The 26722-nt window shown below is 61.1% G+C and carries 27 protein-coding genes and 4 pseudogenes; 17 read left to right on the plus strand and 14 right to left on the minus strand.

The annotated features are described in order from the left end of the window. Window positions 1-160: 160 nt before the first annotated feature. Window positions 161-631, minus strand: a complete 471-nt coding sequence (locus OKW43_RS33560) for a ribonuclease (protein ID WP_187634548.1) — start codon at window positions 629-631, stop codon at window positions 161-163. Further along, window positions 543-914, minus strand: coding sequence for a hypothetical protein (locus OKW43_RS33565; RefSeq protein ID WP_429454780.1), 372 nt, complete (start codon window positions 912-914; stop codon window positions 543-545). Before OKW43_RS33565 ends, OKW43_RS33560 begins: the two co-directional genes overlap by 89 nt. Between OKW43_RS33565 and OKW43_RS33570 the strand changes: the two genes are divergently transcribed. Together OKW43_RS33570 and OKW43_RS33575 are read left to right on the plus strand one after the other, a co-directional pair. Beyond that, the gene (locus tag OKW43_RS33570) at window positions 855-1130 is read left to right on the plus strand and encodes an NnrS family protein (RefSeq protein WP_429452632.1); all 276 of its coding nucleotides are present in this window, start codon (window positions 855-857) and stop codon (window positions 1128-1130) included. The genes OKW43_RS33565 and OKW43_RS33570 overlap by 60 nt on opposite strands. 73 nt (window positions 1131-1203) lie before the next feature. Continuing rightward, window positions 1204-1344: a hypothetical protein gene (locus OKW43_RS33575; RefSeq protein ID WP_187634549.1), complete on the plus strand. Its 141-nt coding sequence runs from the start codon at window positions 1204-1206 to the stop codon at window positions 1342-1344. 24 nt (window positions 1345-1368) lie between these two features. On the opposite strand, the gene OKW43_RS33580 is transcribed toward OKW43_RS33575, so the two are convergent. The 3 genes from OKW43_RS33580 to OKW43_RS33590 all read right to left on the minus strand — a co-directional run bounded on the left by OKW43_RS33580 (window position 1369) and on the right by OKW43_RS33590 (window position 3422). Further along, entirely contained in the window at window positions 1369-2037 is a 669-nt protein-coding gene (locus OKW43_RS33580) for a response regulator transcription factor (RefSeq protein ID WP_429452634.1), read from the minus strand. Between the two features lie 18 nt (window positions 2038-2055). Beyond that, window positions 2056-2961 carry a S1C family serine protease gene (locus OKW43_RS33585; RefSeq protein WP_429454713.1) on the minus strand — a complete coding sequence of 302 codons (906 nt, stop codon included), beginning with the start codon at window positions 2959-2961 and terminating at the stop codon, window positions 2056-2058. Between the two features lie 245 nt (window positions 2962-3206). Then, complete coding sequence (locus tag OKW43_RS33590) at window positions 3207-3422, minus strand: hypothetical protein (RefSeq protein ID WP_187634551.1); 216 nt, start codon at window positions 3420-3422, stop codon at window positions 3207-3209. A gap of 308 nt (window positions 3423-3730) precedes the next feature. On the opposite strand from OKW43_RS33590, the gene OKW43_RS33595 reads away from it, so the two are divergent. Further along, window positions 3731-4192, plus strand: coding sequence for a hypothetical protein (locus OKW43_RS33595; protein ID WP_187634552.1), 462 nt, complete (start codon window positions 3731-3733; stop codon window positions 4190-4192). 76 nt (window positions 4193-4268) lie between these two features. Here OKW43_RS33595 and OKW43_RS33600 read toward each other — a convergent pair whose 3' ends face one another. After that, window positions 4269-7022, minus strand: a complete 2754-nt coding sequence (locus tag OKW43_RS33600) for a UPF0182 family protein (RefSeq protein ID WP_429452637.1) — start codon at window positions 7020-7022, stop codon at window positions 4269-4271. A gap of 305 nt (window positions 7023-7327) precedes the next feature. Between OKW43_RS33600 and OKW43_RS33605 the strand changes: the two genes are divergently transcribed. Beyond that, window positions 7328-7747, plus strand: a complete 420-nt coding sequence (locus tag OKW43_RS33605) for a DUF1810 domain-containing protein (RefSeq protein WP_429452639.1) — start codon at window positions 7328-7330, stop codon at window positions 7745-7747. A 72-nt stretch (window positions 7748-7819) separates the two neighbouring features. On the opposite strand, the gene OKW43_RS33610 is transcribed toward OKW43_RS33605, so the two are convergent. Further along, a complete protein-coding gene (locus tag OKW43_RS33610) occupies window positions 7820-9052 on the minus strand; it encodes a virginiamycin B lyase family protein (RefSeq protein ID WP_429452641.1) in 1233 nt (410 codons plus the stop codon). 493 nt (window positions 9053-9545) lie between these two features. Here OKW43_RS33610 and OKW43_RS33615 point away from each other — a divergent pair, with 493 nt between their 5' ends. Then, complete coding sequence (locus OKW43_RS33615) at window positions 9546-11231, plus strand: FAD-dependent oxidoreductase (protein WP_429452643.1); 1686 nt, start codon at window positions 9546-9548, stop codon at window positions 11229-11231. Window positions 11232-11236: 5 nt separating this feature from the next. Beyond that, window positions 11237-11428, plus strand: coding sequence for a DUF2783 domain-containing protein (locus OKW43_RS33620; protein ID WP_013094246.1), 192 nt, complete (start codon window positions 11237-11239; stop codon window positions 11426-11428). 33 nt (window positions 11429-11461) lie between these two features. On the opposite strand, the gene OKW43_RS33625 is transcribed toward OKW43_RS33620, so the two are convergent. Next, complete coding sequence (locus OKW43_RS33625) at window positions 11462-12316, minus strand: IclR family transcriptional regulator (protein WP_429452645.1); 855 nt, start codon at window positions 12314-12316, stop codon at window positions 11462-11464. A 5-nt stretch (window positions 12317-12321) separates the two neighbouring features. Then, window positions 12322-13125 (minus strand): IclR family transcriptional regulator, encoded by an 804-nt coding sequence (locus OKW43_RS33630; RefSeq protein WP_429452647.1) that lies wholly within the window; start codon window positions 13123-13125, stop codon window positions 12322-12324. A 206-nt stretch (window positions 13126-13331) separates the two neighbouring features. Between OKW43_RS33630 and OKW43_RS33635 the strand changes: the two genes are divergently transcribed. The 4 genes and pseudogenes from OKW43_RS33635 to OKW43_RS33650 all read left to right on the plus strand — a co-directional run bounded on the left by OKW43_RS33635 (window position 13332) and on the right by OKW43_RS33650 (window position 16069). Further along, window positions 13332-14291, plus strand: a complete 960-nt coding sequence (locus tag OKW43_RS33635; RefSeq protein WP_429452649.1) for an MBL fold metallo-hydrolase — start codon at window positions 13332-13334, stop codon at window positions 14289-14291. A 42-nt stretch (window positions 14292-14333) separates the two neighbouring features. Further along, window positions 14334-14615, plus strand: a pseudogene (locus OKW43_RS33640) (DeoR/GlpR family DNA-binding transcription regulator); the annotation flags it as partial. Window positions 14616-15220: 605 nt separating this feature from the next. Continuing rightward, window positions 15221-15709 (plus strand): annotated as a pseudogene (locus tag OKW43_RS33645) (PQQ-dependent sugar dehydrogenase); the annotation flags it as partial. A gap of 156 nt (window positions 15710-15865) precedes the next feature. Then, window positions 15866-16069, plus strand: coding sequence for a hypothetical protein (locus OKW43_RS33650; RefSeq protein WP_429452651.1), 204 nt, complete (start codon window positions 15866-15868; stop codon window positions 16067-16069). 226 nt (window positions 16070-16295) lie between these two features. On the opposite strand, the gene OKW43_RS33655 is transcribed toward OKW43_RS33650, so the two are convergent. The 3 genes from OKW43_RS33655 to OKW43_RS33665 all read right to left on the minus strand — a co-directional run bounded on the left by OKW43_RS33655 (window position 16296) and on the right by OKW43_RS33665 (window position 18443). After that, entirely contained in the window at window positions 16296-16610 is a 315-nt protein-coding gene (locus tag OKW43_RS33655) for a DUF3303 domain-containing protein (protein WP_018423621.1), read from the minus strand. 795 nt (window positions 16611-17405) lie between these two features. After that, window positions 17406-17933, minus strand: coding sequence for a DUF4142 domain-containing protein (locus OKW43_RS33660; protein WP_187634562.1), 528 nt, complete (start codon window positions 17931-17933; stop codon window positions 17406-17408). Between the two features lie 246 nt (window positions 17934-18179). Then, window positions 18180-18443: a hypothetical protein gene (locus OKW43_RS33665; protein ID WP_187634563.1), complete on the minus strand. Its 264-nt coding sequence runs from the start codon at window positions 18441-18443 to the stop codon at window positions 18180-18182. Between the two features lie 611 nt (window positions 18444-19054). Between OKW43_RS33665 and OKW43_RS33670 the strand changes: the two genes are divergently transcribed. Beyond that, complete coding sequence (locus OKW43_RS33670) at window positions 19055-19945, plus strand: hypothetical protein (RefSeq protein ID WP_187634564.1); 891 nt, start codon at window positions 19055-19057, stop codon at window positions 19943-19945. A 496-nt stretch (window positions 19946-20441) separates the two neighbouring features. On the opposite strand, the gene OKW43_RS33675 is transcribed toward OKW43_RS33670, so the two are convergent. After that, window positions 20442-20801, minus strand: a complete 360-nt coding sequence (locus OKW43_RS33675; RefSeq protein WP_429452654.1) for a helix-turn-helix domain-containing protein — start codon at window positions 20799-20801, stop codon at window positions 20442-20444. A gap of 369 nt (window positions 20802-21170) precedes the next feature. Here OKW43_RS33675 and OKW43_RS33680 point away from each other — a divergent pair, with 369 nt between their 5' ends. Beyond that, window positions 21171-21374: a hypothetical protein gene (locus tag OKW43_RS33680; RefSeq protein WP_429452656.1), complete on the plus strand. Its 204-nt coding sequence runs from the start codon at window positions 21171-21173 to the stop codon at window positions 21372-21374. Between the two features lie 170 nt (window positions 21375-21544). Further along, window positions 21545-21883 carry a hypothetical protein gene (locus OKW43_RS33685; protein WP_429452658.1) on the plus strand — a complete coding sequence of 113 codons (339 nt, stop codon included), beginning with the start codon at window positions 21545-21547 and terminating at the stop codon, window positions 21881-21883. 46 nt (window positions 21884-21929) lie between these two features. Here OKW43_RS33685 and OKW43_RS33690 read toward each other — a convergent pair. Then, window positions 21930-22013 (minus strand): annotated as a pseudogene (locus OKW43_RS33690) (hypothetical protein); the annotation flags it as partial. Between the two features lie 16 nt (window positions 22014-22029). Here OKW43_RS33690 and OKW43_RS33695 point away from each other — a divergent pair. From OKW43_RS33695 to OKW43_RS33710, 4 genes and pseudogenes are all read left to right on the plus strand, one after another. Continuing rightward, a pseudogene (locus OKW43_RS33695) lies at window positions 22030-22443 on the plus strand (PQQ-dependent sugar dehydrogenase); the annotation flags it as partial. Between the two features lie 131 nt (window positions 22444-22574). After that, window positions 22575-24380, plus strand: coding sequence for an extracellular solute-binding protein (locus OKW43_RS33700; RefSeq protein WP_429454714.1), 1806 nt, complete (start codon window positions 22575-22577; stop codon window positions 24378-24380). Between the two features lie 16 nt (window positions 24381-24396). Further along, complete coding sequence (locus OKW43_RS33705) at window positions 24397-24603, plus strand: hypothetical protein (protein ID WP_429452660.1); 207 nt, start codon at window positions 24397-24399, stop codon at window positions 24601-24603. 212 nt (window positions 24604-24815) lie between these two features. Next, window positions 24816-26711: an FAD-binding monooxygenase gene (locus tag OKW43_RS33710; protein WP_429452661.1), complete on the plus strand. Its 1896-nt coding sequence runs from the start codon at window positions 24816-24818 to the stop codon at window positions 26709-26711. Window positions 26712-26722: the final 11 nt, after the last annotated feature.

Genomic DNA, 26722 nt, shown 5'->3' on the forward strand with positions numbered 1-26722 from the left:
AAGCCCGGGGCGTTCTTGTTCTGCCGAATGCAGCTCAGCGATCCGTTATGTGTTGCCGCAATACTCGCCGAAACAGGCGCCGTCACCGCTAGCGAAAAGATGACTCGCGACGCCGCTGTCAGCCCGCGGACTGCGTCTGCTCATGCAGTCAATTCCGTCTCTATTCTGCAATGCGCTTGAAACTGGCGTAGTAATCGTCGGTGTAATAGCACTCGCCGGTCTGCCTGCGCGGTCCACCACATACGATCCGACGCTGCCCGCGATCCGTCGCGCCCGGCGTGCGAACGGTGTAGGTGTGGTAGTAGCCGCGCGGATGCTTCGGCAGCAAAAGCGCACTGTTACGGAACAAGACGCCGTCGTCGCTGAACGGGAAGGGGCCGCCCGTTTTGATCAACCGCAGTGTTTCGGCTGCCTCTCCCGGCAATTGGGTCTTGGTGACGGTGGCCAGCGCGCCCGCCCCTTGCGCGCCTGATGCGGCGCTTGCATCGCTCGCGCTCTGGGATGGCAGAACCGGCGCCTGGCCTGCGGATGCGCCCGATGCCTCAGTGGCGTTTTGCGATGCCTGCTTGCCGCATCCGCCGAGGATCGCGCTCAATGCGACGATGCAGGAGAAAGCCCACGCTCTCTTCACGAAACGGTTCTCCCTTCGCTGACCAGAACCCGACGACCAGAATAGATGTAAAGGTATCGCTAATGGCAGAGCGAATCAACGTTCGATCGGAAATTGGCACTTTTCGACGACAACCAGGCCGATGTACCGTTTTCGGCGTCCGGGACTGGGCGCCATCGGGCATCTTGCCGGTTTTCCTGTCGCGAACATTCGTCGCATGCGACGAAAAAGGTCGGCGTATAAGATGAATCAACACATAGTTGCCGTTTGGAGCGGTCATGAAGCGGGCCATCAGGATCGACACAGATCGACTCAAGACATCACCGGGCATCGCTCCCTGTGCTACGGCCTCTTCATTCTCGCAACGTTGGTCCGGGTACTCGGCCGCTGGCTCGCGCCGCAGTTCACGATGGCCTGGATATACGCATCCGGTCTATGCTGGGCGGCCGCGCTGGTTCTCTATTGCGTTCGATGCGCAGCGTGGCTTTTCCTCGCCCGAGCCGATGGCAAGCCGGGTTGAATCAGTATCTTCCCCGATGCGTTCAGGAACGCGACATCCGTCCTGGCCGCTTCGTATGTCCACGATAGTCTTCATGTCGATCGAGGCCGGGATGAACCCGCCTGTCAGCGGTTGCTCGCTGACGAATCACCGGCTGCTGGATCTCCCGCTTGCCGCCGGTCACCAACGCCGTAATCAATCGCTCGCGCCGCGACAGCGGCGGCGCATCTGTTGATTGGCGGCATGTCGTCGAATCTGTCTACACCATGATGAATCCGTGCCGCATGCCGAGCATCACCGCTTCCGTGCGGTTGGTCGCACCGAGTTTGCCAAAGATGGAGGAGAGGTGAAATTTCACTGTGTTGTCCGAGATGTCGAGTTGCCGCGCAATCTCCTTGTTCCCGAGTCCGTCCGCGAGCATCGCCAGCACTTCGATCTCTCGTAACGTCAAGGCTTCGAGCGGTTCGCCGGATACCTTCTGGCGCGGCGGTCTCGTTCCGGCCAGCAGCCGTACGAGGACGTCGCGCGTCACCACACAAAGGCCTGCGGCGACGGCTTCGATGGACACGACGATTTCGGCTGGCGTCGCGTTGCGCGGCAGGATCGCCGCCGCATAGGCGGGCAACGCATCGAGGATCCAGTCGCTGTCCGGGTCGTCGCTCAACAGGACCAGCGACGGTGACGCGTGCGAGAGTTCGAATAGCGTCTTGAGCGCATCGCTCGCCTCCGGCGCGATGTCGGTGACGACCACATCCGGCACCGATCCGGCGAGGCAATCGACGAGCTTTTCGGCGTCGGCTGCGCTACCCAGGAACTCAAATGCCGGGTTCGCCTCGACGAGCGCTTGCAGGCTTGCGCGCTCTTGCCACGATGTCGCAATCACCACGACCCGTAAAGGCGCCGTCTGTACGGTCTGTCCATCCGACATTTCGTCGCTTCCCGGACTTTACCTGCACGAATTCCGTCGAGGTCGTTCGCCCACTGTTACCGAGCACGCGTGGCGTTCGCCACCTCGGATCAAGGCGATTTGCAACTGCTGCCCAATGTTTGCGGAGCCAAGTGCGGCACTCACGTCGCCAATGTCGCGGCAAGGCTTGCCGTCCAGTTCGATCAGTACATCGCCTATCAGCACGCCCGCCTGCTCCGCAGGACCGCCCTGCGCAAGCGAATTGATCAGCAATCCACTGCTGAATGACAGGTTCATTTTATTGACCCAGGCGTCCAGCAGGCTGACCTGCTGCGTGCCGACGCCAAGGTAGCCGCGTGAGACGTGCCCTTTAGCCAGCAGTTCATCGGTGACACGCTCCACGGTCATTCCCGGAATCACCATACCGGCGCCGCGCATCAGTGCCGAGGTGCAGATGCCCATGACCTGCCCGCGCATATCCGCGAGGGCCGCCCCGGAGAAACCTGGGCGCAGACCGCCGTCCAATCGCACGAACGCATCGAGTTGTCCGCCTTTCCACGTGCGCCAAGGACCACCTATGCTGCCGATCACGCCAAAATCAGCGCTGATGCCGGAATCGTCCGCACGTGCGACGGCGAGCGCGAGATGACCCGGCTTCAGTGAGTGGGCATCGCCGGAATCGATTGGGTCCAGGTCCGCGCCGTCCAGTTTCAGCACGCCGACGTCGGACCCCAGATCCAGGCCCGCGAGGACTGCGGCGACCGTACGGCCGTCGGTCAATGTAACTTCGATCCCGTCCTCACGCCTGATCGTGTGGGCAGCCGTCACGACGACGCCACGTCGCCAGATTACCCCACTCGACGGCATGCGATGTCGGCCATGTACTGCCACGACACTCCGCCCGACTCGCGCGACAATGTCTGCCAGATTGTCCGACAGATCCATCAAAGGATTTCCGCTTGAGGATGTGGTTTCCATTTCAATTCCCCTGCCAAATGCGTGCGACCTGCTTGTGCCCCACGTCGTCGTTTGCTCACCTGTCCAGGTAGCGTTATGACGACGTGTTCACAATGACAGAAGGACGGAGGGCGCACACCACCCAAATGGGTAGCCGGGCAAATGCGGTGAGGATGTCACGGTGCAACTTGAGGCAGAGATCGGCCACTATTGTCATTCACTCCAAACTGCGGTTAGCGCCGCCCGCTGCGGCCCCATACATAGCGCACCCACCGCTGCCACCGGCTTTGCGGCGGAGCGGGTGAATTGCGCCGAGTCTGCACTTCACGGTCGCGCTGGGCGGAACTCCGCACCTGTTCGTGGATTTGCCGCAAGGTCATGCCGCCCGGGCCTTTCAGTTGGTCGGGATCGGCAGCAGCATCGGAATCGGGATCGGGATCGTCTGTCATCAGAGTCGCCTGTTCGTGATGAGGCGACTTGATCTTGATACAGATGCGCAATAGCAGCAAGTTGGACGCAGATTGCCGACCGGTGCGTAGTCCGACAGGCCTTGCCCGCGTGCCGTTCGTGAAGTAGATTTTTCTAATGAGGTCCGAGGCGGCCTTCCAAAGGTATTAAGCGTCTTGCGGCATGTTGCTGTCGACCTGCATCTCGCGGTCGACTCGCTGGGCGATGCCGAAAAGGCGATTGACATTCTACGAAGGGTAGAGGCGCCCGGCATGGCGGCGAATCCAATGCCGGAAGGACGCCGCGAGTGATGAAGACACCGACGACCAGAAGGCGGGTACTTTGGGCGCTCTTGCTCTGCACCATCGTGACCTGCATGGCAGTTGGCGGGGCATTGCTGTTCGAGCTGTCGGTGATCGGCCATGCGGTGAGCGATTTCCGCCGGGATACGGCAACAGCGCAAGCAGGCATCGCGCATGGCGAGCCGGCTACGCCCGAGGAGCGCATCAATCCGCCCTATCTCAGGCAGTACGGGTTGGACCGCAACCTGTACAAGGACATTCACGGAAACTTTTCGCCAACAGGTGCTGACTGGCGGCAATGGGGATTGCGCACCAAGGTTGCAGCCACTTTGATGTGGCTGGGTCACGATCCACCGGGAACGTGGTGGACCTACGTTCAGATCAAGTGCGTTGACCGGTTTCCTCAAGCTCACGCCGACGACGAGCCGATCGTCGATGTTGCCGACGCTTGCCTCGGCGAGCCGCATTGATCGACGCACAGGCTTCGAGCGATTCACGCAGCCACGCCACCCGCCACGCAGCGCGGACCCGGCTAATTTCCCCTGGTCATTTCCGATCATCGGAACGGCCGGCACCGAGTGCCTCGAGCAACGGCCGGAGGGCATCCAGTTCCGCGCCGAAGCCGCTCCAGTCTCCCGCCTTTAGTCGCTCGATGGCGCGGTCATAGTGGGCAAGTGCCTCTCTCGCGCGAGCGTCCACTGTGCCCTGGTGCGGCGATGCCGCATGCGCGGTCTCCTTGAAAAGCGCCGCAAGCGCTTCACCCAGGCTGTCCTCCATCACCACCCGGTCACCATAGGCGGCAATCACCCGCTTCAACTCCGGCAACTGACCGGACGCCGCGCGCAAATAGAGCGGAGACACGTAGAGGATCGAGTTCTCGATCGGCACTACCACAAGATGACCGCGAATGACCCGTGAGCCCATCTGGTTCCACAGCGAGATCTGCTGCGAGATTTCGGTATTCTGCTGAATCCGTGCTTCGATCTGAAACGGCCCATAGACCAGCTTGTCCTTGGGAAAGATATACACGATGAGCTTGCCGTACCCGGGCGGATCGCAACGCGCCGCCAGCCAGGCGATCATGTTCTCCCGCTGGCTCGGCACCATCGGCAGCATCAGGATGAACTCGGCGCGTGCGTCGCCGGGGAGCCGCATGATCGTGTAGTACGGCGGCATCGTGCTGGCGGCGCTTCCGCCATCCATTCCGACCAGCTCCTGCGGAAACTGCCACAGATCCTCGCGGTTGTAGAAAACCTCCGGCACATCCATGTGATAGGCGCGGTAGAGCTGCGCCTGGATCAGGAACAGGTCTTCGGGGTAGCGGATATGCTGCCGCAGCTCCGGTGGCATCAGATTCAAAGGCTTGAACAACCCCGGGAAGATGCGCTCGTATGTGCGCAGCAGCGGATCGGCGGGATCACTGACGTAAAAATCGACCGTGCCGTTGTATGCGTCGACCACGACCTTGACCGCGTTTCGGATGTAATTCGCGCCGTCGCCGAAACCCGGCCGCGAGTAAGGAAACCACTTGCTAACGGTGTAGGCGTCCTGTATCCAGAAAAGGCGCCCATTGCTTGCGACGACATAGGGATCATGGTCGAGGGTAAGGAACGGCGCGATCGTACGCACGCGGTCCTGAATGTTGCGGTGAAGCAGAATCCGGCTCTGGTCCGTGATATAGCCGCTCAGCAGGATGTTCGGATCGTCCAGCTGCCAGGCGAAGAGACTGCGGCGCCCCACACCGCCGAGGGTGACGCCGTCGCGCCCGCTATACCTCGTGTAGGCATTGGCCGGCCGTTGGGGATAGTCGAATTCAGCTAAATTGCCGTTCACGATGACATAGTCTTGCCGCCCTTCACTGAAATAGAGACGCGGTTCGCGAATGACCGGGCCGCCGTTGGAGACGGGCGGAATATCGTGCAGATAGAAGAAGGGTAAGCCTTCGGTGGATTTCTCGGTGACTGGCGACATCACGACGCCGATGCCGTGAGTAAAGATAAGGTGCAGGTTCACCCAGGTTTGGGCGTTGGGCGGGAGCATCGCCGGTTCCAGTTCACGCGCCGACAGCATCACCTGCCTGTATCCGGCGTCAAGCTGATAGCGGTCGATGTCCACCGAAAGAAATTTGTAGTAAGTCCTGATCTCCTGCAACTGTGCATAGGTATCCATCAGCGGTTGCACATCCCATAGCCGGATGTTGTCGATGGTCGCCCGATTGGCCTGCAGCGAGTCGAGCGTCAGTCCCTGCTCGGCCTCAAACGGTTTAACCTCGATCTTCGCAAGGCCGTAAGCCTGTCGCGTTAGCGCGATAGTGCGCTCGATATAGGGTGCTTCCAGTTTCAGCTCGCTCGGTTTGACATAGAAACGTTGAAACAACGATGGATAGATCACAGCGAACACAAACGAACTGCCGAACACGAGCAGCGCGAGTACGGCAGGCTGCACATAGCTCCGGCGGCGCATGTTGATCCAAAGGGCGACGGATGAGGCCGCGGCAAGGCCGACGAGCATCCACAGGACCGGCAACTCGACGTGGACATCGGTATAGCTGGCGCCGACGACGACGCCGTTGTCGCCATAGAGCAGCAGAAAGCGGTCGAGCCACCACGACCAGGCCTTCACCGCAAAGAACAAACCGAGCAGTGCCGAACCATGAGTGAAGGCGGCGGCCGAGAGCATCCGTGGTGGCCGCTCCAGCGCGATGTCCCCGCGCAACCCGTAGACAGCACCTGCCACAATCGCGCTGCAGAGGAGCAGCTGCAGTAGCCAGTTCTTGAGTGCGACGTACGCGGGGAGCGAGAAGAGATAAAAGCTGATATCTCTGTCAAAGAGCGGATCGCGCTCGCCAACAGGCACCTGATAAATGAAGCGAAGCACGACGTCCCAGCTCGAGACTTCGCTAGCGGCGATAAGCAGCCCAACGACGACCGCGGCGCAGGCAATGGTGGCGCGCCACGGAACGCGCGGCGCGATCAGTTCGGACAGATCGCCAGCAACTTCCGTCGCGCGCCACGGTGCGGCTGCTTCCGCTCGCAAGATATCGACGTCCCTCGCGTAACGATGCGCCAACATCCCGGACAGCCATATTGCGTACGCAGAGACTGCGAACACCGCGGCAAACAGCAGCGCTCTCGCGGAAAGCATGGTCCAGAAAACGCCACCATAGCCGATCGAAGAGAACCACAGCCAGTCGACCAGGAACCCAGTGATGCGTCCGACGACAATCAGACCTGCGATGACGGCCATCGCCGTGATTGCATAACGTCTCAGGCGTACGCCGGTCTTCAGTCCCGACCGCATGGTCCCTCCTGTGCTTGTCGCCGCCCATGCCCTGCTGCGAGCGGATCAATCGCGCACTGCCGATCTGCCGGGAGCGCAGCTAAACGGCCTGCCAACGCAGCCCGGATAGTCAGCGCATAGCCGCCCCATGACCTGTGTGACCCGAGTTCGGATGGAGCGGGTTCAGACTGGTTGAATTATTGTAGTTCGGTGTGGCCATTGACATTGGCACCGCTTATAACGGTCGCGCCGCGTACCCGAGCTGGAAAACAGGTGCGAGAATCGTGATTCAACGACAGGTTTCCACGCCTGCAGCGGAGTACGAAATGAACGACCTCGATGACTTTCAGCGCTTCCTCGATGCACAAAACCCGGTATACGCCCAGGTATGCGATGAACTGAAGCATGGACGTAAGCGAAGCCACTGGATGTGGTTCGTGTTTCCCCAAATCCAGGGGCTCGGCGCAAGCGCAATGGCTCAGCGATTCGCGCTTTCGTCGCTGGCCGAGGCGCAAGCTTATCTGCGCCACCCGATACTCGGCCCACGGCTGCGCGAAACGACGCAACTGGTCAACCTTGTCGGCGACCGCTCCATCGAAGAGATTTTCGGGTATCCGGATTACCTCAAGTTTCGCTCGTCGGTCACCCTGTTCGCGCGCGCCACCAACGACAACGACGTATTTGTCGAAGCTTTGCGCAAGTATTTCGGCGGAGAAGCCGATCCGCGAACTCTCGAGCTGCTCTAGGCCATAGTCGTGGCCAGCCCGCGCACCGGGGCGCAGCGCACTGCGCAATTCCGGTTGCGGTGCGGTGTGTCGTCACTGCCCGCTCAGCTCGGCTGCACGGGACCGATAGAGCAGCAGGTGATCGGTGCCCGATTCGGACAGCCAGAGCTCGCCCGGACGGCCCATCATCTGACGCACGTTCGCGTGGTCACGCGGCAACGGCAATACGTCGAACCGCTCTGCACGGGGATCAAAACGCACTAGCGCGTTAGCGCTCCATTCACTGAGCCAGACGATATCCTGGTCGTCCACGAATATTGCGTACGCGTGCGGCTCGTTGCCGGGCAGTCGCCATTCGCGCCATTGATGCGTGGCGGGATCGAAAACGCCGACTTTTCCCGCGTTCCATTCGCTGACCCAGACGCGCCCCCTGGAATCGGCCCACACGCGGCGCGCGCCCTGGTTCGACGTTGGTGGCTCAATGACCTGGGCCGCACCAGTCGAAAGGTCGATGCGACCAAGATAGTTCCCCGCCAGTGACGCGAAATACAGATCCCCGGAGCGGGTCACGCAGATACCATAGGGCCCGGCGCCGCGTGGTGCATCGAAGACGCGCATGCGTGCTCGCTGTGGATCGAGTTCGCCGTAGATACCACTTTGCCCGGTAAACCACAGATGCCCCTGTTTGTCGAACACCGCGGTGTTCAGATTCGCGTCTGACCTGTCCTTGGGCAGCGGAAATCGCGTGACGGCGAGCGTCTTCGGATCGATGCGCACGATGGCGTTCTGGCCGCCGTCCGTGACCCACGCCGCACCATTGGGGCCGACGATCACGCCATGCGGCGCCGATCCGGTGCCGAGCGCGATCGTGTCGATTTTGCCGCTGCGCGGGTCCAGCCGCCCGACCACTCCGCGCGCCTGCGCGGTGTACCACACCCTGCCGTCATGCGCCGGTGCAACGTCATGCGGTGCACTGCCGGCAGGGACGGCGAAGCTCTCGAACGACGGCGGCTGTGTTTGAGCCTGCGCGAGGCCAATGCTGCCTGTAGCGACGGCGCATATAGCAAGCGGAATCGCAAGCCGGACAGTCGATTTCCGCGTGGTGGAATGTGCCGACGGCAGAAAACCGAAGAGCCGCGCTGCTGCACACGCCAGATAGAAAATCGTAACGGACTGGCGGGCAGGGTTTGAGAAGTGTTTGAAGTCGAAACTCGCATGGTCCGCGTCCACCACCGCAAATACTGATCGGCAAGACCGGTCCATCACCGCGGCATGCCACGGAATGATCGCGAAGATCCACGCAAGTAACAGCGAATGAATCAGCATGAGCGGCCTCGATAGCTGCTTATCGCGGTTAACGTATCACGTAAGTGGTCGAATCCTGAAAGACTGACGCGGCCACCACTGATCTGTTTTCTGCAGATAGCGGGTTACCTAGGAAACCCCGATGAAAGCTATTTGAAATAAGCGTAGCGTTCGTTAGAAGTGAGTCCCGCGACCGCGCACGCGTCGCCGTGGCTGAATCGGCACAACCAGCCACGACGCAGGCCGGCGCAGCGCATGCCGCCCAGTGAGTAATGAACGCGCTACCGGGTTTGTGCCCGGCCCTTCCTACGAGCGGAGCCTTCGCATATGCGAATGGCTCAGCATTTTTATCGAACCCATCGCAACCGCGTCCCTGCTCGTGCGCACACGCCCGGCCCCAGGGTAAATACAGATTCGACGGTGCAAAAAAGCTTTATAGAATGGCAAATATTAGCAAGGAGCAACGTTACTTGCTATATATTAATTAAGATGCCTCGCAAAGCCCGGAGACACCATGCAGATCGACTACCAAACGATGCGATTCGACTACGAGCGTGCCGCCGACCACGATGCCGCGACGCCCGCCACGTATCCGGTCGTCGTCATCGGAGCGGGCCCTGTCGGGCTGAGCGCCGCGATCGATCTTGCCCAGCAGGGCGTTCGCGCCGTGCTGCTCGACAACGACGACACGCTGTCGAGCGGTTCGCGCGCAATCTGTTTCGCGAAACGGACGCTGGAAATTTTCGACCGGCTCGGCTGCGGCGCGCGGATGGTCGACAAAGGCGTGAGCTGGAACGTCGGCAAGGTGTTCCTGCAGGATGAGCTGATCTATACCTTCAACCTGCTGCCCGAGACAGGCCACGCGCGCCCTGCATTCATCAATCTGCAGCAGTACTACGTCGAGGGCTATCTGGCGGACCGCGCGAAACAAACCGCGAATCTGCAGATGCGCTGGAAAAGCAACGTCTTCGGTGTGACCCAGCAAAACGACTATGTCGAGTTGCAGGTCGAAACGCCGGATGGCATTTATCCGCTGCGCGCGCAATATGTGATCGCCGCAGACGGCGCGCGCAGCGCGGTGCGCAAGGCACTCGGCCTCGACAGCCACGGTCGCACGTTCAAGGACCGCTTCCTGATCGCGGATGTGAAGATGAAGGCGCCGTTTCCCGCCGAACGCTGGTTCTGGTTCGATCCGCCCTTTCATCGCAATCAATCGGTTCTACTGCACAGGCAGCCCGACAACGTCTGGCGCATCGATTTCCAGCTCGGCTGGGACGCCGATCCAATCGCGGAAAAACAGCCCGAAAAAGTGATTCCGCGCGTGAAAGCACTGCTCGGCGACGACGCCGAATTCGAGCTCGAATGGGTCAGCGTCTACACGTTTTCGTGTTTGCGAATGGACAGTTTCCGGCATGGCCGCGTGCTGTTCGCGGGCGATTCGGCGCATGGCGTGTCGCCGTTCGGCGCGCGCGGCGCGAATAGCGGCGTGCAGGATGCGGACAATCTTGCCTGGAAGTTGCGACTCGTCGTCAATGGCGACGCACCGCCCGCTCTGCTCGATACCTATGCGTCGGAGCGCGAATATGCCGCGGACGAAAACATCCTGAACTCATCGCGCGCCACTGACTTCATCACGCCGAAAAGCGCGGTCTCGCGGATGTTCCGCGACGCCACGCTGAAGCTCGCGAAAACGTGCCCGTTCGCGCGGCGCATGGTCAACAGCGGCCGTCTGTCGGTGCCGGCGGTTCTGCGCGACTCACCGCTGAACACGCCCGACGCCGACGCATTCATTGGCGCGATGGTGCCGGGCGCCGCATGCACCGACGCGCCCGTCGAGGTCGATGGCGAAGATGCCTGGTTCCTCAATCAGACGGGCCATGGTGGCTTCACTGGGGTGCATTTCTGCGGCCACGGAGACGACCTGACGACATGCGCCGAACAGCTTGGCGCGCTCGCGCGCCTCGCGGTTCCCGTCCATTCGCTGATCGTCGTGCCGCGTGGCGCGGCCGTGACCGCTCTGCCCGACATGCCGCACGTCAAGGTGATCGAGGACGGCGAAGGCATCGTCACGCATCGCTTCGATGCGCGGCCCGGCACGTTTTATCTGCTGCGTCCGGACCAGCACGTGTGCGCGCGCTGGCGCGCACTCGACACCGCATCGGTCGCCAAGGCCGTGGATCGCGCAACCTGCAACGGATAACCATCATGACCAAGCTGAACATCGAAACGAACATGGCCGATCCCGACGCGTTCTATGAAAAGCTCATCGACGCGCACAACGGACTGACCGACGAGCAAAGCCATTTCATGAACGCGAAGCTGGTGCTGCTGCTCGCAAACCACATCGGCGATGCCGACGTGCTGCTCGAAGCGCTCGCGCTGGCGCGCGCGGATTGACCCAGCGGATTGACCCGGCGGGTTGGCCTTCCTTCAGCGCCCGATCCAGCCGAACCGCCACGACAGCCGTCTTGTGGTCGCGAGGAGCCTTTGCGCGGTCGGGCCATGCAGGCTGTCATCGAAGCTGCCCGACGTACCGATCACCGCAACCACCAGACTGACACTCCCCGTGTGATCGAACACGGGCGCGGCCAACGTGCCGATGCCCGGCACCGGCGCATCGAGCGCGTCATCGATGCCTTGGTTCAGAACCTTCTCCCGCCGTGCCAGATAGGTCGGGGCCAACGACGGCGGGCCTTTTTTCGGCGACAGGAGCACTTCCGCAACCGGCGCGCCCGAGAGCCTGATCGATTCCTGCGACAACAGCCCGACCAGTACGTCGTCCGCGAGATGCGCGGCGAACACGCGTCCTATCGCCGTGTTGACGAGCGACATCACGGTGCCGACCCGCAGGCTCACATGTTGTGGTGTCGCCGATTCTTCGAAGCGGATCACGGTAGGCCCCAGAGGTCCAAGGATCGCCACCGCGACACTCATGCCGGACTCCGCCGCGAGCGTGACGATCTCCGGTTCGGCGTCGCGAATCGGCGACATGCGCTGCAACGCGATCAGCCCGAGTTCCAATCCGAGCGGTCCCGCGCTGAAAAGACCCGCGTCGTCGCGGCTCAGCAAGCCCACCTTGATCAGACTCACCAGATGCGGAAACGCCTTGGCGGCGGGCATATCGGCGGCGGCGGCCAGATCGCGCAGCGACAGCGGACGGCCGGCGGCAACGAGTGCAAGCAGCAGTTCGCCGGTGTTGTCGAGCGCGCTGATCCCGCGCTGAGCTTTCGTGTCGTTGAGTTGGGGCGTGTTCGCGTCAGCCGCGCCCGGGGTTTCGATCTGCATGGTTCTCAGGCGGGTGTGATCACCGCTTCGGTGATACGTCGGGAAGTTTCGAGCAACTGACGCGCGACCGCACCATCCCACTCGACGTCGATCGCGGCCGATGAGCCGATCGCCGTCAATGCGAGTTGCATCCGTTGATCGCCATCGAACACCGGCACGCTGAGACTGCTGATGCCCGGACTCGGCGCATCGATTCCGCGCTCGATGCCGCGAGCGCGGATTTCATCAAGGCGTTTGCGCCACTTCGGGCTCGCCAGCCCTTTGGCAGCGCGGCCACGGGTCGGCGCCGCGTCCGTCGACTGAGCCTGGCTTTGCACCATTTCCGCGACCTGCTCTGGCGCGCAGAACGCGCAGAAGACGCGCCCCGTCGACGTCGCTTCGAGCGACATCACCGTGCCGATGTGCAGATTCACATGCAGCGCAGCACCGCTGCTCTCGTATCTCACGATGGTCGGTCCCTGCACGCCCGCCACGCAGATCGCCACGCTCAGACCTATCCGCTCCGCGAGCGCGGCCGCATACGGCGCCGCGATGCGATAGACCGGCTGCTGTTCGATATGCATCAGGCCAAGTCGCAACGACAGCGGCCCCGGCTCGTAGTTTCCGGTAAGGGCGTCGCGCTTGACGAGGCCGAGCCGCGTCAGGCTCACGAGATACGTATGAGCCTGCGCCGACGATAGTTGTGCGTCGCCGGCCAGTTCGGTCAGCCCGAGCGGTGCGCGCTGTCGTGCGAGCGCCTGCAGCAGACGTCCGCCGACTTCGACGCTCTGAATGCCCCGCTGTTTCTTTTCGATTGTCGTATCAGCCATCGTGTTGTCCAACCTTGCCCCCGAAGGAGATTCGGCTCGTTCGGTGTCGCCCGTGGAAGGCCTAGATGGTATCCGATCGGACCGTGCCGACAAACCAACGGAGTTTACCCTAGCTTAGTGAATGACAAGCTATTTTGTCATTGACAAATCACAACATGACGACGACCATGAGTCATCCCCCAACGACTCGTGAGACGGAGACAGACATGGCGAAGGCTTTCGCATCCCAGGCGGATCTGGAAGAAAAGAAGATCACGTGGACCCAATTGTCGGAAAACGCGTATGCGTACACGGCCGAGGGCGACCCCAACTCGGGCGTGATCGTCGGCGACGACGGCGTGCTGATCGTCGACACCACCGCCACGCCGGCCATGGCGCAAGACCTGATCGCGAAGATCCGCAGCGTCACCGACAAGCCGATCAAATACGTCGTGTTGTCGCACTATCACGCGGTGCGTGTGCTGGGTGCGTCGGCGTACTTCAAGGAGGGCGCGCAGCAGGTGATCGCCAGCCGCGGCACCTACGAAATGATCGTCGAGCGCGGCGAAGCCGATATGAAGTCGGAGATCGAACGCTTCCCGCGTCTTTTTGCAGGCGTCGAAACGGTGCCCGGTCTGACGTGGCCGACGCTGGTTTTCGAAAAGGAAATGACGCTCTATCTCGGCAAGCTCGAAGTGCGCATCGCGCATCTCGGCTCCGGCCACACGAAGGGTGACACGGTCGTCTGGCTGCCGTCTCAGAAGGTGCTGTTCTCCGGCGACCTGGTCGAGTATGACGCGGCCTGCTATTGCGGCGACGCGCAACTCGAACAATGGCCGGCGACGCTCGAGGCATTGCGCGCCCTGAACGCGGAGAAGCTGGTGCCGGGTCGCGGGCCCGCGCTACTGTCGCCGGCGGAAGTGAACAAGGGCCTCGACTACACGAAAGACTTCGTCACCACGTTGTTGCAGGCGGGCCGTGACGCATTCAAGGACAAGCTCGATCTGAAGGGCGCGATGGCGCTCACGCGCAAGGCAATGGACCCGAAGTTCGGCAACGTCTTCATCTACGAGCATTGCCTGCCGTTCGACGTGTCGCGAGCCTACGACGAAGCGAGCGGCATCAGCCATCCGCGCATCTGGACCGCGCAGCGCGACAAGGAAATGTGGGACGCGCTGCAAAATTGATCGCCCCCTCGCACTTGGGGAAAGGTCGCCACGCTTTCGCATGTCGTGCTCGATGTCGCGTTTATCTCGGCGAGTTCCTGCGATTTGCGGCGCGGCGCCACCACGCCTTCGGCGCCGAAAGTCGTCGTGGAGCGTGCGGCGATGGACGTAGCTTCGCGCAAATGGCTCGTGTCGGGCTGCTCGAAGTACGGCACGGTCGGACTGTACAAAGCTGCGACGCTCGAGTCAGTCGATCTCGTCGTCACCGACAACGGATTCGCTGCGGACGCCGCCATCGCGATCCGACAAGCTGGCACCGAGCTGGCTCTAGCGTCCGCTGGATAGCGGACTTCGCGCTTCTAGCCGGCAGCCCCTGGGACCCAACACCTCACAACTGACGCGCCCCCGCCGAAGCCCCGTCTCCCGGCGCGGACGCCGCAACACCCATCTTCGCACCACCCGCACTCATGCTGTCGTTGCCGGCCTGGTGCGCTTTCTGACAACTCGCTACGCCGCAGATCAACGACGTAACCAGTAGAACCGCCAATATGAATCGACTCATCTCTGCTCCTCGCGTCGGTCATTGGTGACGCTGCAGCAGCGGACATGCCCGATCGCGCAAGCCTCGCGAACCGAAGGTCAAGCGAAACGTTCAGGCATAACTGATGCGCGCGACGACGCCACCAGCTCCCACAGCGAAAGGAAAAGCCAATGTCCACCGCGCCGTCCGCTATCAGACAACCCGCCAGACATCCGTCGAAACTCCCGCCCGCGATCTTCGGACTGTTGAACCCCATCCCGTATGGCATGTTCGTCGGCGCGTTGATCTTCGACCTGACCTACATGAGCACGCGTAACGTGTTCTGGGGCAAGAGCGCCGCGTGGCTCGTCTCGGTGGGCCGATCATTGCCCTCATTCCGCGCCTGCTCAATTTCGGTCACGTCTGGGAATGGCAGCGGTATGTGTTCATCGACCATCTGCATTCCCCGTTCGGCATGCAGCTCGTCGGCGACACCCTCTATGTCGCCGATACCGATGCGATCCTGAAGTTTCCATACAAGACGGGCGAAACCACCATCAGCGAGCGCGGCGTCGAGCTCGCCGATCTCCCCGATACGGTCAACCATCACTGGACCAAAGCCCTGCTCGCCAGTCGTGACGGCAAGAAGCTGTATGTGGGCGCCGGCTCCAACAGCAATGTCGGCGAGAACGGCCTCGAAATCGAGTACCGGCGCGCGGACGTACTCGAAGTCGATACGGCGACGGGCGCAAGCCGCATTTACGCGGCGGGCATTCGCAATCCGACCGGCCTGCAATGGGAACCGACGACGGGCCGACTCTGGGCCATCGCGAACGAGCGCGACGAGCTCGGCCCCGATCTGGTGCCCGACTATCTGACGTCGGTGAAGGAGAATGCCTTCTACGGGTGGTCCAAAAGCACGCGATATGCAATTTGAGCGGATCGACGCAAAGCCGCGCCAGCCAAGGCTTTCAGCGAATTCTGGCTATCCAGGAGAACCGGCAACGGCGGCGCTTACGGCGTGCGCGAGAATCGTTCATGCTCGGCCGTATGGTCAACGACACTGGAGCGCGCCATGTGTTATCAGAAACCCGTACAGCTGCTGGAAAACCTGCTCGAAGCAGTGCCGCTCAAGCCGAACGATCGCGGCCATACCGCGATGGATGACTTCGACCACTTCTGCGCTTACACGGGCTGCTCCGAGGACCGCCTAGGCCCGCAGGCTTTCGCATGGGTCAAGCTCGCCTACATCGACGCCAAGACAGCCGCATCGTGCTAGCAATCCGGGCCGACGACCACCGCCGCAAGTCGACCCGCTCCAGCCGTTCATCTTTCCCTGAAGCGGACGCTCACGGTCAACAACGGCCAGCGGGTGCAGGCCGATGACCGTCCGACCGAGCGGGGGTAAGCCCGCGACTCGGCGGCAATGCCAGGACACTGACCACCTCAAAAGAGCACAGTGTCTCGGGTTCACTCGCCGTGAAAGCAACATAACCCTCCGGATGTCACTTACTTTTCAGTCCGTCTCGCCAGGCGATCGCTTCGAGTTCGACCCGGACTGCGTCCTCGACGGCAACTACGGGGTGCGCCCGAAATTCAAATGCAGGGAATGTCGAGCAAACTTTGTGAACCGCCAATGGATCGTCGCAGTCAACCAACATGTGCCCACCCCACTCTCCCACGCGCACCACGAAAAACTCGATCTTGAAGTTGTCTGGCGCCTTCCACTGACTAAATACATCAAGGATTCGCTTCTGGGCATTCTCGTACTCTACAGGCGACCCTTGCGTGCGTTCGAACCAGCTAATGACGTACTTCATTGCCATCCTCCTTTAAAACATCGATGTCGACAGAACGCTCGCCGTATGGACGGGCTAGCGAATCAGCAAGCGACAACTGGAGCAGCGGCGACGAATGCCCATTGCCTTTTGCCCTTCTTATGCATCGCTTGAAAATGGCCAATGAGGGTCGTTTTACGTGTTCAGAACCGGACGCCAACCACGGTGACTAGCGACGGCGGCCCCGAACCGTGACGGCGTTGGTGATCGCCATCAAGTCAGCTTAGCTCATCGCCAACGGCATTCGATGGAAATGTAACTGCGAGCGCAGTTAATGGCCGAACCCTGCCCGATGTCGATCTCGATCGACTACCGCTCGTCGCTGAAACGCGACCGGCAAAATGCGACCCAACCCGGCCGTTTGGTCGCGAGGATTCTAGCGGCGCTTCCTTAGCTACAACGGCCATTCGCCCAGGAGCGCGCACCGGCCGCCTCGGTCGCCTCGGTCGCTCGCCGACGGAATCTGCACGTCGCCGCAGCCAGGGGACGCTTCGTCACTGCGTGCTGTGAGGCTTGAGCACCGTTGCCATGTATTCCGTCGCAAAGTCGACGAATGCCTTCACCCGGGCCGGCGTGACTTGCTCCGCAGTGAAATTCGTTGGTGTCGGTTGCGCAAAAAGTGTGCCTATGGGAGCTACTTAATCAGCGGACGCCGCCTGAAATGCATCGGGACGTGCGCAGTATCGAGCGCGTCGCACATCAGCTCGAAGCCGGCATTGTCGGCATCAACGAAGGTGCACCCGCAAGCGAGGCTGGTTCACCCGGATCCCCTGGGGATTACCAGACCCGTGCCGATTGCAGTCGAATCGCATAGTCGAGATGCAAGATGAAAATCACCCGCGCTCTGACGAGCAGCGCCTTCAGTTCCGCGTTTTTCGCGGCGGGAAGCAGCGTGTTGTCCACCGCATGAACCAATTGCTGGTGATATGCGATCTCTTGATAGAGGTAGTCTCCGTCGAACGCGTACTCATCGGCCGCATTCAACCTGGCAAGGTTGTCATCCCCTTCGTTCCGAAACGCCTCGCTCATCCTACTATTTTCGGGGTAGAGCATCAGCCTCTGCGTCAATTCGACGGCTGACTGATACAAGTCCCTGTGTTCTGCGATCATTTGTCCAGCGAAATTCTGGATGCTTCTTCTCTGGCTTCGGCTTAGCGCGAGGTTGCCCGCCTCGATTTCGGCTCGATTCGCGACCATGAGGATGGCGGCGATTTGCTGGTCAGTGTGTTGCGCGTGTACGTCATACATGCACAGCGACAATGCAGCGAGTAACACCAGCGCGGCGGCTTTGCGGCTCGGGATCATCTTTCGCCTCCGGTTCGAACCATTGAACGGACACGTCTGCTGCGGTACTGCATTGACCGGTTGCCGTACCGTTGTAGCCGTTGCTTTCCAAGGTCCCATTTTGCGCCCAAGACGCGCGGTCGAGTGGCCTGTCTCAACGGCGGAGCCGACGTTGGAACGTCCCGGCTGTAGGAAGGACGAACGCCTCTTGATGGCCGGGAGTCGCCTCAGCCGGATCTTGAGGCGTGTGCCGCGCCTCACAGCGATCTAGCGCTTCTGTCTGAGCAAGTCAAATTGGCGCTGTTGTCTCAGCGAATTCAGTTCGCGCTGTTGCCTCAGCAAATCCAGGTCGCGCTGTTGTTTCAGTAATTGGAGTTGTTCGTTCTGGAGTTCGATCTGTTGCTTCTGCGCTTCCAATTGCGCTCTATAGGCCCCCATGCTTTGGTCAGCCAGCGCTCCCTGCGGGTAAGTCTGCGCGTAGGTGATGGAACAGCCAGCCGCCAATGTCGCAGCAACGATAAGTGCTTTCATGATGCCCCTCGCACGGATGCTCCTTTGAAATATCTTAGGCCAGAAAGGCCGGGCATCGGCGGGACCGACGTGGCTATCGGCGTCGTGCCTGGATCGGTGATTGCGTATGTTGAGCGAGCGGCGTGCTTTTCGCAGTGGCAACGAGAGGCCGGGATCGACCCGGTGCGGCCACACAATTTTCTCCAAAGCGGCCCTTTACCCCCTTGATGGGCGATCCAACGCTCTCTGTCAAGGCCTTTGCCGGCCGCCGTGGGTTGCCCTCGCGCCCCCCAGCCCAGAAGGTTGACGAGGCTACGCATTGCAATATTTGATCCTTGCCCTATGATTTTTACGGCAAGTCAGCTACTTCGCGGGAGAGCATCGGCGCTCCATCGCAAGTGCAGACCTAAAAATCTGAAACAGGGGTTAAACATGTTCGCTCGCTAAGGCTAACAGGCACTGCTGTGATATCAGGGACCGTACGGCCTCAATGTCTTTAATTGCTAGCGGACACGGCGTCCCAAGGTGAAAATTAAGCCAATGTGCCGCAGGCATCTCCTCTATGCGCGAGTACAAGGCTTCTGGCAGTGCCCATCGTTTTGTCAGTCTCACGAACAGCCGAGAACGTTGATATGCCGAATGTCCTTGACGCGATTGCTGACCATCCTCGGCCGAACGATCTTGCGACCTGGTGGTCACGCCAAGATCGAGATCAAATGGCTGCGGCACCGCTCGAAGACGAAGAGCAGGCGTATTTGGACGTGTACACCTCCGATTCGGTTCCCAGAGAACTGCGCATCGGCCAAGGCATTGCCGATCCGATAACGCTTACGAGCGAGGATCTAGAGCGGGCGCGGCGCTTGTTCGGGGACAGCTTTGCTCAGCGAACGCAGTTCTGCAATCGCGAAAATCGGCGCCGCATTGTTGCGCACTACATTTACACTCATCCGGCGACGATTGCTTATGCCTTGAATCTTTACCGACTCACTCGGGATGTGGTCCCTCCCCTCTTCATCTTGGAGCGAATCTATGAGCTTTTCAGCGGGGAAGAGGCATTCACCGGTACAAAAATTTCTCGAATAAACGCCGCTGTAGATTTGGCCATACCGATCGTGGCAATGCGGCTGTTACGCTTGGCACGTGCCGGCTTAACAGTCGTTGAACCGAAAGGTCCACGTCGCCTTTTAACGGATCCAATCTGGGACCTGCCGCCCGAAGGTGGTGGCATACGGATTAATGATCGTTGGTACACCGAACACGCGCTTGAGCGCATGGCACCTGATACTGCAGAGATCAGAGCTCTAATGCGGACTCGGGCGGGTGAACGGCTTCGCCGCATCGGAATCGTAGAAGGATCGACAGAGTGGAACCTATGCCTCAAACGTGCGCTCGAAAAGATTAACCCGCGAGGGGTGCCGCCCTCAGTTGTCGAGGCCGAGATTGCGCAGCGGGGCTCAACTAGCGTGCGCGTTATCACCGCGTATAGGGGGCAAGTGGTCATCACGGTAATACCGCGACACTGAGCGGTGTGACTTATGCAGTTGGTCAATGTGCTCACGAGACGGAGTGCGTACACGATGAGCGATAAATGGATGCATGCAAGCTGTCCATAGGACGAGAAAACTATTCGGGATCGCATCATTGAACTTGATCGTCGACATAGTGCTCATTCTGATGAATGGATCTGGTGAAATGGTGCTTCGGATTCAATCTAACTTGTCGTCATGGCAACCCACGAGCCGCAACACCGCCTAAACCGCGCGAGTCAGCAAACTCGAACGCCCGTTTTTTCGTGCGTTGCACAAGCCGCAGTAACCGAACAGCCAAGGCCCACGTCCAGACGGCGGGCAAACCCATCGTGTCGTATGTTCTCGGCATCGTGCTGAGTCGCTTGACATGCTGCTATTGAATGCCCTTCGCAGTTCGATTGTCAACGATCGTCCCAGTGATGTCGGATGACCGAAATTGGCCGACTAAAGACGGCCCTGCACTCGGCTGGGGCGGTTCGTTACGAACGGATCAGGAACTACCGGCGTGTTTCTTTTGCCCCTCGGCTTCCTCTAAGAACGTCTCGATGATCCACGCGAGCAGACGGCGCCGGTCCGGTCGCAGTCCCGACAGCGAGACCGACTCGGTATGAGAATGGCTCAGGCCGAGTTGCCGGAATTCGGGACTATGTTCACCCAATAGCAGCGCATAGGGATTCGCGTTGAGTTCGAGGGCGATGCGTAGCAGGTGATCGGCGCGCAGCATCCGGCTTTCGCCCGATTCGAGCTTGAAGATTGCCGTGGTCGACACGCCTATCGCACGGCCCAGCCTGACCTGGGAGATACCGCGCTCGATCCTGAGCTTCCCGATCCGCTGACTGAGTTCCGTCATATCGTCCATAGATTCCGTTTATAAGGACCGTTAGTTTTTACCGATAGTCGGGTTATAGACACGCCGGAGAAAAAGTTTTTAAATTCCCTCTCAACGTTCTGTTCCATCAGGTAATGCGCCGCGCATAAAACCCTACACGCCGACGCACAACCTGCTAACTGATGGAGATACGGATATGCAGGCCGCACAACGGCTCTTACGGGTCAGACCGGTTCCAGTGAGCAATGCCTTCGCTCCGGAAGCGGTCGAGGTCACGGTGAATTGCGCGATACTGCGCCGGCTACTCGAGGAACACGCCATTCTGTGCTGGTTCGCGCTGGGCAGACGGTCGGTCGGCGGTGTGGTGGCAGGGTGGTGGCAATGAAGGTAATGAAGTCTGACAGGGAAGTCGAACGCTATGCGCTCGCCGCGCATAGCGCGCTGATGCACATCGAACTGATCGCGCGACGCGGCGGGAACGTTGCCGCGCTCGCCGCTATCGAGAAGATCGCACGCGATACACAGGCCTGTGCACCGCGTCAGGGTTCGCTGCGAAGAAAAGTCAGGTGTGGAAAATCGGTCAAGTCCGGTTAAAGCCGGTATCGACTCCTGTGCGATAACAACAATTCGCCCTTAATGCCGCGCACAGGTGACGCCCGCTATCGGCGCGGACGTTTGTTCTTTTGACAGGGCATAACTGCAATGAAACATGGAGACGATAACGACGCACCGCGTGGGCTCTCTGGCTGAACATCCTGCACCTGATGAAACTGACCGGCTGGAATCAGGCGCAGGTCGCCGAACTCATGTGGGCCTACACCGCGAAGGACATCAGCGTGCTACAACTCAAACACGCGCTGGCGACGATGATTAGCCGGCGACAGCATAAGTGGAATTACTCCGGTGCGCTCGCGGCATTGTTCAGGCTGCCCCTGTCCGTTCTCGTCGGTGAAGACCTGCGCACCTGCAGCGGCAATTCGGCTTCAGTCGCGCTGAAGTGCTGCGGCATGCCGAAGCCGAGGCGAAGAAAGATGCGCGCTGGCGGGCGGCAGTGCGCGATGATATCTACGGCTACTTCCACGAACTCGGCCACACAATCCTGAGTCCGCGCGAACGGGATACCCGCAGCCAGGAACCCGCGCATCTGGATCAGGACGGCGGTAGCGGCCAGTCAACGTGCAGCGGATAACCGGCCTGCCGCGGCACCGCGTCGAGCGCATCGCGGTAGGTCTGCCAGTCATCGAAGGTCTGGCCGTATAGCTACTACGGCCAGCACGTCGATCCACTCGCCCAACCGCAGCGTCCCGACCTCGTCGCGAAGGCGATTGCACCTGACTTCTCGATCGGCTCGCATGTTGCACCGCTAGGACTGACGTTCTATACCTGCAACAACCTGCCGTCGCAGTATCGCGGCGGCGCGTTCATCGGCGAGCACGGCAGTTGGGACCGCTCGCCGTTGAGCGGTTACGTGGTCTCGTACGTGACGTTCGAGAACGGCAAGCCGGTCGGCGCGCCGAAGGATGTCGTGACGGGTTTTGCATCGCCGGATCAGAAGGAGTTGGATGGCGCACCCGTGGGCGTCGCGCAAGATCGCGACGGCGGCCTGCTGGTTGCCGACGACGTCGGCAACACGGTGTGGCGCGTGACGGGCGCGGGCGGCTGATGCGCACAGCGCGATCGCCTGCGGTGCGGATGCCCTCGTGCGGATACCGCGACATAGTTATGACTCGTACGACGATCCGTTCGCCCAACCGGCGGCGCTTGCTGGTCGCGCTCGTGCTGAGCGCCTCGGCCATGTGGAGCGCCAATCCCGCTTGCGCGCTCTACGCCATCGCCCAATACGGCGAGCCCAAATACCCAGCCGGTTTCAAGCACTTCGACTACGTCAACCCCGACGCCCCCCGCGACGGCACGCTCGTGCTCGCGAATCCGAACCGGCTGACGAGCTTCGACAAATTCAACCCGTTTACGCTGCGCGGCAATCCCGCACCGGGACTGGGACTGATGTTCGAAAGCCTGACGACCGGCAGCGCCGACGAAGTGGCGAGCGCATATTGTCTGCTCGCCGACGACATCGACGTGGCGAAAGACGGCCTGTCGACAACCTTCCACATCAATCCGAAGGCGCGTTTTTCGAACGGCGATCCGGTCACGGCAGCAGACGTCAAGTTCTCGTTCGATACGCTGAAAAGTCCGCAGGCGCTGCCGCAGTTCGCGGTGTACTTCGGGCAGATCGCGCGCGCGGTGGTGGTCGACCGGCTGACGATCCGTTTCGATTTCAAGGTCGCGACACGCGAGATGCCCCTGCTCGCGGGCGGAATCCCGGTGTTTTCGCACAAGTGGGGCATCAGGCCGGACGGCACGCGCATTCCTTTCGACCAGCTCGCGTTCGAAAAGCCGATCGCCAGCGGCGATTATCTGATCGACCGATACGACAATGGCCGAACCATCAGCTACAAGCGCAATCCGAACTATTGGGGCGCGTCGCTGCCCGTACGCGTGGGCACGCACAACTTCGCGCACATCGACTACAAGCTGTACGCGGACGCGGTCGCGCAGCTCGAAGCATTCAAGGCGGGTGAGTACGACGTACTCGTCGAACACACAGCGCAAAGCTGGGTGCGGCGCGATATCGGCAAGCGCTTCGACAGCGGCGAGCTGATCAAGCGCGAGTTTCCTCATCACAACGGCGCCGGCATGCAGGGCTTTTTCATCAACCTGCGGCGACCGCTCTTCCGGGACGTGCGCGTGCGCGAGGCGCTCGATCTCGCGTTCGACTTCGAGTGGCTCAACCGGCAGCTTTTCTACAATCAGTACAAACGCACGGACAGCTTCTTCGTCAATACGGACCTGCAGGCCACGGGCCAACCCAGCGAAGGCGAACTCGCGATTCTGGAGCCGCTGCGCAAGGAGCTCGATCCCGCCGTGTTCGGCGACATGCCGCAACAGCCCGACACCGATCCGCCGGGATCGCTGCGCGCCAATCTGATCAAGGCGCGCGAACTGCTGGCGCAGGCAGGCTGGACCTATCGCGACGGTGCGCTGCGCAACGCGAACGGTCAGCCGTTCGTCTTCGAACTGCTCGGCGACACGGGCGGCGGCGTGTCGATGGAGCCCGTCGCCGCCGTATTCGGACGCAATCTGCAGAAGCTCGGCATCACGATGATCTTTCGCACCGCCGATTTCGCGCTGATTCAAAAGCGCATCGACGCGTTCGACTTCGACATGACGACCGTGCGCCTGCCCGACGTGCAGGTGCCGGGCACCGAGCAGCTGTCGCGCTTCGGCAGCAAGTACGCGGACGAGCCGGGATCCGATAATGTCGCCGGCGTGAAGTCGCCCGCTGTCGACGCGATCCTGCGCAAAGTGCTGGGCGCCCAAACGCGCGAGCAGCTCGTCGATGCGACTCACGCGCTCGACCGGGTATTGATGAACGGCTATTACGTGATTCCGCACTGGTATTCCGCGGTTCATCGCATCGCGTACCGTAACAGCCTCGCCTATCCGGCGAAGCTGCCGCTTTACTTCGCCGCCGACGAATGGGTACTGTCCACGTGGTGGCGCAGGACGCCTGGACCGGATCTTGCGTCTCCTCGATGATTGGAGGAAAACAATCATGACGAGACTACTCTTTGCAATCATCGTGGCAGTCGGCCTCGCGGGCTGCGTCGCCGCCCCGCCGCCGCCCAGCTATGGCTATGGTTATGAGCCAGCGCCCGCCTATGGCTATGCTCCCGGGTATTACGTCGCGCCGTCGGTGAACCTCGGCATCGGCATTGGCGGCTACTGGGGTGGCCATGGGGGCCATTGGCACGGCCATTGAATCAGACCTTCGCGAAGGAAACGACGACATGCGATTGCGCCGCGTCTCGGACCATGACGCGGCGTCGATCCCGCATCGACCGTCGTTCCCGACAATCCACTAGCGCTTCCGAACCAGGGTAAACATCCATCCTCCCGCGAAGTACTTCAACATGGTTGGTGTACGGAGTATATTCGCGTTCAGCAGATATCTACTGAACGGAGGAGGACGTCATGCAATTTCATCTCAACGGTTTCCGGGTCGGCGATCCCACGATCGAGCCAGCCATCGGCAATGCGCATGCTGCGCAGATGCCCGGGACGGTCGACGTGCTGATCGCCGGCAGCGGCCCGGCCGGACTCGTGCTGGCGGCGCAACTGTCGCAATTCCCGTCAATTAGCACGCGCATCGTCGAGCGTCGCGACGGACCGTTGCAGATGGGACAGGCCGATGGCATCGCGTGCCGGACCGTCGAAATGTTCAATGCATTCGGCCTCAGTGATCGCCTGCTGCAAGAAGCCTATTGGGTCAACGAAACGGTATTCTGGCGACCCGATGCGAATGACCGCGGCGCGATCAGTCGTACCGGTCGAGTTCAGGATACCGAAACGGGTCTTTCGGAATTTCCGCACGTCATCGTCAATCAGGCTCGCATTCAGGAATATCTGCTCGACACGATGCGCCGCTCCGCGCGACGGATCGAACCGGACTACGGCCTCGAACTCGTCGACCTTCAGCGCGACGATATGGATGAATATCCGCTACGGGTCACGCTGCGCCATACCGATCCTGCCCGGCACGACCAGAACGTGACCGTGCGCGCGCGCTATGTCGTCGGTTGCGACGGTGCGCGCAGCCGTGTACGCACCGCCATCGGACAAACGCTGCGCGGTGATGCGGCGAACCATGCGTGGGGCGTGATGGATGCGCTGGCCGTCAGCGACTTTCCGGACATCCGGCTGAAAGCGGCGATTCAGTCCGCGAGCAAGGGCAACCTGCTCATCATTCCGCGTGAAGGCGGATATCTCGTTCGCTTCTACGTCGACCTCGGCGATGTCACCGCGGAGAACCGCGACAGCATCAAACAGATCACGGTCGATCGCATCATCGAGACGGCGCAGCGAATCCTCCATCCGCATACGCTCGACGTGAAAGAAGTGGCGTGGTTCTCGGTCTATGAAGTCGGCCAGCGCCTCACCGACCGCTTCGACGACGCCATTGCCGCCGACGGCACCTCGCGCGAACCGCGCGTATTCATTGCGGGCGATGCGTGCCATACGCATAGCGCCAAAGCGGGCCAGGGCATGAACGTGTCGATGCAGGACGGCTTCAATCTCGGCTGGAAACTCGGCGCGGTGCTCGAGGGGCGTAGCGACGCCGATCTGTTGCGAACGTATTCGGACGAGCGCCAGCCCATCGCGCAGGAACTGATCGATTTCGACAAGGAATGGTCGGCGATGATGGCCGCTCCGCCGAAGGACCCCGATCGCCCCGAGGCGGGCGGCGTCGATCCCGCCGAGCTTCAGGCGTATTTCGTACGCGCTGGCCGCTACACGGCTGGCGTCGCAACGCGTTACCGGCCGGCCACGCTGACCGGTGAAGCGACGCATCAGGCGCTCGCCAGAGGCTTTACGATCGGCGCGCGGTTTCACTCGTCGCCGGTCGTTCGCCTCGCGGATGCAAGACCATTCCATCTCGGGCACGCCGCGCGCGCGGACGGCCGCTGGCGCCTGTACGCTTTCGCGGACGCATCACGCCGTGCGCTAGATGCGCTGTGCGAGCATCTGAACACGTCGCCGGATTCGGTTTTGCGGCTCGTCACGCCGAAGGACGCCGACGCGGACAGCGTTCTCGATCTGCGCGCGGTGCTGCAACACCCGCATCGCGAAGTCCGTCTCCAGGACCTCCCCGCCCTCCTGCTGCTGCGCAAGGGTCGCCACGGCCTGATCGACTACGAAAAGGCATTTACGAGCGACGCGACGACTGATATCTTCGACGAGCGCGGCATCGATCGCCAACAAGGCGCACTTGTCGTGGTACGTCCCGATCAATACGTGGCCCATGTTCTTCCATTGAATGCGTACGCGGAGTTGAACGCCTTCTTCCGGCCCATCTTCCGCGCGCGTTGAACCACAACGAA

The organism is Paraburkholderia sp. WC7.3g (assembly GCF_050436345.1).
In the GTDB taxonomy this organism is placed as follows: domain Bacteria; phylum Pseudomonadota; class Gammaproteobacteria; order Burkholderiales; family Burkholderiaceae; genus Paraburkholderia; species Paraburkholderia podalyriae.

Excerpts from the sequence above, each read along its gene's own strand:
- OKW43_RS33705 (WP_429452660.1), top strand. The coding sequence starts at position 24,397 with ATGACGAGACTACTCTTTGCAATCATCGTGGCAGTCGGCCTCGCGGGC.
- OKW43_RS33630 (WP_429452647.1), bottom strand. The coding sequence starts at position 13,125 with ATGGCTGATACGACAATCGAAAAGAAACAGCGGGGCATTCAGAGCGTC.
- OKW43_RS33595 (WP_187634552.1), top strand. The coding sequence starts at position 3,731 with ATGAAGACACCGACGACCAGAAGGCGGGTACTTTGGGCGCTCTTGCTC.
- OKW43_RS33605 (WP_429452639.1), top strand. The coding sequence starts at position 7,328 with ATGAACGACCTCGATGACTTTCAGCGCTTCCTCGATGCACAAAACCCG.
- OKW43_RS33610 (WP_429452641.1), bottom strand. The coding sequence starts at position 9,052 with ATGCTGATTCATTCGCTGTTACTTGCGTGGATCTTCGCGATCATTCCG.
- OKW43_RS33675 (WP_429452654.1), bottom strand. The coding sequence starts at position 20,801 with ATGACGGAACTCAGTCAGCGGATCGGGAAGCTCAGGATCGAGCGCGGT.
- OKW43_RS33570 (WP_429452632.1), top strand. The coding sequence starts at position 855 with ATGAATCAACACATAGTTGCCGTTTGGAGCGGTCATGAAGCGGGCCAT.
- OKW43_RS33620 (WP_013094246.1), top strand. The coding sequence starts at position 11,237 with ATGACCAAGCTGAACATCGAAACGAACATGGCCGATCCCGACGCGTTC.
- OKW43_RS33670 (WP_187634564.1), top strand. The coding sequence starts at position 19,055 with ATGCCGAATGTCCTTGACGCGATTGCTGACCATCCTCGGCCGAACGAT.
- OKW43_RS33665 (WP_187634563.1), bottom strand. The coding sequence starts at position 18,443 with ATGAAAGCACTTATCGTTGCTGCGACATTGGCGGCTGGCTGTTCCATC.
- OKW43_RS33660 (WP_187634562.1), bottom strand. The coding sequence starts at position 17,933 with ATGATCCCGAGCCGCAAAGCCGCCGCGCTGGTGTTACTCGCTGCATTG.
- OKW43_RS33590 (WP_187634551.1), bottom strand. The coding sequence starts at position 3,422 with ATGACAGACGATCCCGATCCCGATTCCGATGCTGCTGCCGATCCCGAC.
- OKW43_RS33575 (WP_187634549.1), top strand. The coding sequence starts at position 1,204 with ATGTCGATCGAGGCCGGGATGAACCCGCCTGTCAGCGGTTGCTCGCTG.
- OKW43_RS33580 (WP_429452634.1), bottom strand. The coding sequence starts at position 2,037 with ATGTCGGATGGACAGACCGTACAGACGGCGCCTTTACGGGTCGTGGTG.
- OKW43_RS33710 (WP_429452661.1), top strand. The coding sequence starts at position 24,816 with ATGCAATTTCATCTCAACGGTTTCCGGGTCGGCGATCCCACGATCGAG.
- OKW43_RS33600 (WP_429452637.1), bottom strand. The coding sequence starts at position 7,022 with ATGCGGTCGGGACTGAAGACCGGCGTACGCCTGAGACGTTATGCAATC.
- OKW43_RS33700 (WP_429454714.1), top strand. The coding sequence starts at position 22,575 with ATGTGGAGCGCCAATCCCGCTTGCGCGCTCTACGCCATCGCCCAATAC.
- OKW43_RS33615 (WP_429452643.1), top strand. The coding sequence starts at position 9,546 with ATGCAGATCGACTACCAAACGATGCGATTCGACTACGAGCGTGCCGCC.
- OKW43_RS33625 (WP_429452645.1), bottom strand. The coding sequence starts at position 12,316 with ATGCAGATCGAAACCCCGGGCGCGGCTGACGCGAACACGCCCCAACTC.
- OKW43_RS33655 (WP_018423621.1), bottom strand. The coding sequence starts at position 16,610 with ATGAAGTACGTCATTAGCTGGTTCGAACGCACGCAAGGGTCGCCTGTA.
- OKW43_RS33585 (WP_429454713.1), bottom strand. The coding sequence starts at position 2,961 with ATGGATCTGTCGGACAATCTGGCAGACATTGTCGCGCGAGTCGGGCGG.
- OKW43_RS33685 (WP_429452658.1), top strand. The coding sequence starts at position 21,545 with ATGAAACTGACCGGCTGGAATCAGGCGCAGGTCGCCGAACTCATGTGG.
- OKW43_RS33635 (WP_429452649.1), top strand. The coding sequence starts at position 13,332 with ATGGCGAAGGCTTTCGCATCCCAGGCGGATCTGGAAGAAAAGAAGATC.
- OKW43_RS33650 (WP_429452651.1), top strand. The coding sequence starts at position 15,866 with ATGTGTTATCAGAAACCCGTACAGCTGCTGGAAAACCTGCTCGAAGCA.
- OKW43_RS33680 (WP_429452656.1), top strand. The coding sequence starts at position 21,171 with ATGAAGTCTGACAGGGAAGTCGAACGCTATGCGCTCGCCGCGCATAGC.